Raw genomic sequence first — 2,711 nt, 5'->3', positions numbered from 1 at the left:
AAGACCCGATATCTCCATCAGGAGAAAACGCAAACGCTCCGGATGGTCCAACGCCTTCGCCAAAACCATCCTCGGTCAAATGCGATAGCCCTGTCGAGCAGGTCGAGCAATCTCGATGGAAAGGGCGACAAGTGGTATATGGCCTGGGCACGAGTAGAACCGGCAACGGTCAATGCCGAATCGGGCTATATGATCGGGACTGCAGGTATCGCCACCTCGCTGCTGCACCTGCATCTCGCGAACGAGGGGCGTTACGAGGTCAGCCTGCCCTGGGATAACCCCTACCCTACCCGCAAGTCCTGATCCCTCGGTAGCCCAAGGCCCTGTCCCTGTCGGTGCTGGCGGGTCAGGACGGGGGGAGCCAATGCGCGCCATCTCAGTTGCGAGCAGCCTGCGCCCATAGCGAGGCAGGCCGTCTCGCAGCCCATTATCATGCTGCTGATGATGTGCGTCAGCCTTGCAATGAAAGTATATAAATAACTGATATAATAGTATTGAATCTCTGAACATTGCAGCGGTCCGAACCGATCCGGGTCCGTTTAGAACTAGGCTCAAGTGGGTTTACCCGTTCGAGGCCGTCTGCCGCATTGTGTTCGAGGCAGATACGCGGAATAGCGAACTTCACACGGGCCCGAATGGCCCGACCGAAAACGCCATTGCCTAGGGAGAAAATCATGGCCACCCAACTAGATCCGAGCACTATTCCGGTTGGCTGCCCCATGCACGCTGCGGGCGAGCGCTTTCAGCCGTTCGAGCATGACGGCATGTTCGAACAATTGGCGGAATTCCGTCAGAATGTTCCGATCTTCTATGCGCCGCAAATCGGTTACTGGGTCGTGACCCGCCGCGACGACGTCATTTCCGTCCTGCGCGATCATGATCGCTTTTCCGCCGTGGTGGCCACCCAACCGGTCGTGCCCTGGCCGCCCGAGTTGCTGGAGTATTTGGCCGACAATGACTTCACCAACGAGAGCGTCCAGGTCGCCTGCGATCCCCCGCGCCACACTCGCGTGCGCAGCCATGTCCAGGGCTTCCTCAACCCCAAGAAACTGCAGTCCTTCGAAGCGGAAGTGAGGAAGATCGTCCAGGGCTATGTCGAAGCCATGAAGGGCAAGGACACGGTCGATCTGGTCGATGCGATTACTTACGAATTGCCCGCCATGACCGCTTTCCTGCTGCTGGGCGTCAAGGACATCGACCCGCGGCGGATCAAGGCCTGGACCGAGCTGCGGGTCAAGCTGATGCACGGCTTCCCCACTCGCGAAGAGCAGATGGCGGCGGCAGACGATCTGCTCGATTTCTGGCGCTTCTCCTGCGACCTGGTGGAACAGCGCAAGGTCAATCCGGGCGACGATTACCCCAGCTGGCTGCTTGCCTCACGCGGGGGTGACGATGAAAAGCTGACCGAGAACGAGATCAAGAGCCTCGTTTTCGCGCTCCTCCTCGCCGCACATGAGACAACCTCAAACGCCTCAGCCAATATCATCCTGCAGTTGATGCGCCGCCCGGACAACTGGAACGCGCTGGTCGAGGATCCCTCGCTGATTCCCAACGCGGTAGAGGAAGGCTTCCGCTACTGTTCGTCGGTGGTCGCCTGGCGCCGCATGGCCAAGGAAAATTTCGAACTGGGCGGCGTTAGCTTGCCCGCGGGCACCAAGCTTCTGCTTTCGCTGGCATCGGCCGGCAGGGACGAAGCAGCATTCGAGGATGGCGACACCTTCGATATTCGGCGCAAGAATGCCCGGTCGCACGTGGCGTTCGGAAACGGCATCCACTTCTGCATGGGTGCGCCCATCGCTCGTATGCAGGTGCGCATGATGCTGGAGGAACTGACGGCTGCCTTCCCCAAGATGTCGCTGGTCGAGGACGACCCGATCGAGATCGCAGGCGTGCTTACTTTCCGGGGGCCCTCCCGCCTACCGGTAAAACTTGACGGATAGGCCAGGGCACGCCCGGACAGCAAGCCGGGCCGAAGATTTGGAGACCGAAGGTTATATGGATTCCCAGAAAATAAGGTTCATCTTCGTTTCTCCCGACGAAACGCAACATGAAGTCGAAGGCGCGGCGGGTGAGACTGTGATGGAGGTCGCCTACGCCAACGGTATTGAAGGGGTTGCGGCTGAATGCGGCGGATCGATGTCGTGCGGCACCTGCCACGTCTATCTTGACGAGGCAACGTTTGCACGGATCCAAGCCCCTTCGGAGAACGAGAACGACATGCTGGATATCGTCTCAAGCGAACGGCGACCGACAAGCCGGTTGAGTTGCCAGGTCAAGCTTGAACAGGCCCTCGCCGGCGCTCAGGTGACCATTCCAGACTCGCAGTTCTGAATCTCCGGCTGTCAAACGGCCCTTTAATTGCGGGTATCTGTCAAGCCTATGTATTGATCCGAACCGGGGTCATGGTCCTTTTCGAGGTCATGGCCTCATGATGATGTCCGGGTCGGGTGCCTCAACGTGCGCAACGCGGTCCTGAAAGTCCGCAGCCGTTTGAACGAGGTCACCGCAACCACCGTCCCGGTGGATCAACGCAGATCTGATATCAGACCCGCGATCTCGGGGTGGGTGTGACAGTCAGGCAGGCTGCTTTCCCCATTCGAACTCGGTTCCGTCCACCCTGTCAACGGCGGAGTAAAAGCCGGCCACGGGGCGGAGCAAAAGTCGGCCACTATGGCGCCGGCCTGAGACCGCCGGGAGGGCGTAGCCCGAGC

General features: G+C 59.6%; 3 protein-coding genes. All 3 read left to right on the top strand.

The features are described 5' to 3' along the window. A partial coding sequence (locus B5X69_RS21790; protein WP_217699174.1) for a hypothetical protein occupies positions 1-303 on the top strand: 303 nt, incomplete at its 5' end. A gap of 332 nt (positions 304-635) precedes the next feature. Next, on the top strand, positions 636-1,940 hold the full coding sequence (locus tag B5X69_RS20505; RefSeq protein WP_079640315.1) for a cytochrome P450: 1,305 nt from the start codon (positions 636-638) through the stop codon (positions 1,938-1,940). Between the two features lie 55 nt (positions 1,941-1,995). Then, complete coding sequence (locus B5X69_RS20500; protein WP_079640314.1) at positions 1,996-2,331, top strand: 2Fe-2S iron-sulfur cluster-binding protein; 336 nt, start codon at positions 1,996-1,998, stop codon at positions 2,329-2,331. The last annotated feature ends 380 nt before the right edge of the window (positions 2,332-2,711 follow it).

This window comes from Sphingopyxis flava (assembly GCF_900168005.1).
GTDB classification, from domain to species: domain Bacteria; phylum Pseudomonadota; class Alphaproteobacteria; order Sphingomonadales; family Sphingomonadaceae; genus Sphingopyxis; species Sphingopyxis flava.
The sequence above is the reverse complement of the archived record's forward strand: the minus strand, read 5'-3'. Positions and strand labels throughout refer to the sequence as shown.

Coding starts and splice junctions, on each gene's coding strand:
- B5X69_RS20505 (WP_079640315.1), top strand. CDS start 636: ATGGCCCGACCGAAAACGCCATTGCCTAGGGAGAAAATCATGGCCACC.
- B5X69_RS20500 (WP_079640314.1), top strand. CDS start 1,996: ATGGATTCCCAGAAAATAAGGTTCATCTTCGTTTCTCCCGACGAAACG.